2 protein-coding genes are annotated in these 2,036 nt (G+C 66.5%); both read right to left on the minus strand.

The window, feature by feature from the left end:
* Nucleotides 1-1,288 (minus strand): HAMP domain-containing protein (locus LGR69_RS32155; protein ID WP_230368576.1); only part of this gene is annotated, 1,288 nt, incomplete at its 3' end.
* Between the two features lie 287 nt (nt 1,289-1,575).
* Entirely contained in the window at nt 1,576-1,818 is a 243-nt protein-coding gene (locus LGR69_RS31680; protein WP_230368577.1) for a hypothetical protein, read from the minus strand.
* Between the last annotated feature and the right edge of the window lie 218 nt (nt 1,819-2,036).

Here is a 2,036-nt window from a genome sequence, read left to right on the forward strand (position 1 = left end):
GCTCGAACACGTCGGCCATCTGGTGCATCGCCCCGCGGCGCTGCTCCTCGGCGACGCGCCGGGCCTCGGCGGTTTCCGCCTCCAGGGCCTTGGTCCGGATCAGGTTGTCCTTGAACACCTGCACGGCTCCGGCCATGGACCCGAGCTCGTCCGCGTGCTGCGTGCCGGGCACCTGCGTCCCGAGCTCTCCGTCGGCGAGGCGCCGCATGGCCGCCGCCAGACCGAGGATCCGCCGAACGACGCGGAACTGCACGGTCAGGATCGCGGCTATCGCCAACCCGACCGTGAGGAGGATGGCCGCGACGGCGACTACGAGATCCTGCCGGGCCTCGGCAGCGGCCGCGCGGGTCCTATCCACCGCGGACGCGATGACCGCGATCGCCGCATCGGACACGGCCTTCTGCCCTGTGACGACCCCGCCATCCCAGGCCGCGTTGGAAACCGGGATCTTCCGCCCTTCCGAGACGGCGGCGACAACCGCGTTCCGGAGTTCAGCCATGCGGCCGCCGAAATAGATATCGTTGGCCCGAGCATAGGTGTCGCGCACGGCTGCGTCGAAGCCGCCGATCTCGATGGTGCGCGCGGCAACTTGCCAAGCCGTGAGGGCCTGGGTGTCGGCAGCATTCAGTTGAGACGCTTCCGCAGGCGTAGCGGCACGACCGCTCGCCAAGAGCGCACTCACGATGGCGGCGCTGCGGCCACTGCTCGTCCGCGTGAGCCATATCGCGGCCCGGGCATCGAGGAAGCTTCCAAAGGCGGAATCGAGAGCTTGGATCTGCTTTTCGACGGCGTCGGACGCGGCTTCGAGCGCGATCAGGAAGCGGTTGCCGAACTCGTCCAGCTGCTTGCGGAGGGCTGGATCGCGAGCTGCAAGGGGCTGATCGAGGGCCGGGTCCACGGCCGGGCGCAGCCGCCGCCACGTGTCCAGGAAGGATTGCAGCTCGACGCCCCGAGCCCGCAAGGCGGCATCGGGCATCCATTTCAGATCGGTGAGCGCACCGTCGATCGCCGCGTCGAACGCCTGGCGGCCATCGCGGGCGGTCTGTCGATGGACCCGGTTGTCCTGAGGCTCCTCGAGAAGCGCGGTCATGTTCCAGCCGCGCTCGATCCGGAGCTGCGTCAGGCTCGTGAAGAGATTGCGATCGATCGCCATATAGGCGGCGACCTGATTTGCCAGATCCGAGCGCGTCTTGCTTCTGAACAGTTGCGAGGCCGCCAGGCCGATCGCTACGGCACTGACGAGCGCAACAATCGCGACAATGATAAAGCGAAGCGAAAGCCTAGGCACGATCAAACACCCGAGTTGAGCGACCCGGATGCATACCTCTCGGTCGCACGAAAGGCCACGAATTTCTTACTTGAGGTTGCCAAAACGATTTATAATACAAAAGTCTTTTGTTTTGTATGTCTGTATTATTGCGGATAAATATTTGAAATTCAGCGAATCATTGCGCGATCAACGTCCCGGATAGTTCGAGTCCTGGACGTAAGCTCCGCACGAGACCGCGGCCACAGGCATGCAACGGGTGCATCAGGCTCACGCGTATCGGCCGGCCCCTCCTCGAAAGCCGACATTCAAGAATGCCGGTCTCCCGAGCGGTGGAACGCGGGCCAGAAGATGCCGGGCGTGCCGGAGAAGCAGCGCGGAAAGCGGTCACCGTCTTCGCGCTTCTGGCCGGGCGGCGGGACGGAAGCTGTCGCGTCGCCGGCCGGCACGTCGATGAGGCAGACGAGGCCGGGAGTCCGCCAGTCGAGGTCGGCCTCCTGCGCCTGCGCTGCGCCGATGCTGAGAAGGATGAGCAGGGCGAGGATCCGCATCGGGTCCGCTCCAAGCACGAGGGCCGTTGCGGTCGCACCCGACGAATCGCCGGGGCGACCGGACCGATCCCCGGGCACCATCCGGGCAATTCTGCGGCAGCCGCTCCAGCACGCCCTCCGGACAGGCGCGGCGGGCGGATCCCGCCTCAGGCCGCCCGGACAGTCGCCAGGAAGCGCCCGACCTCGGCGGTGAGCCGCTCCGATTGGCGCGACAGCTC

This window comes from Methylobacterium brachiatum, assembly GCF_020523825.1.
Classification (GTDB): domain Bacteria; phylum Pseudomonadota; class Alphaproteobacteria; order Rhizobiales; family Beijerinckiaceae; genus Methylobacterium; species Methylobacterium brachiatum.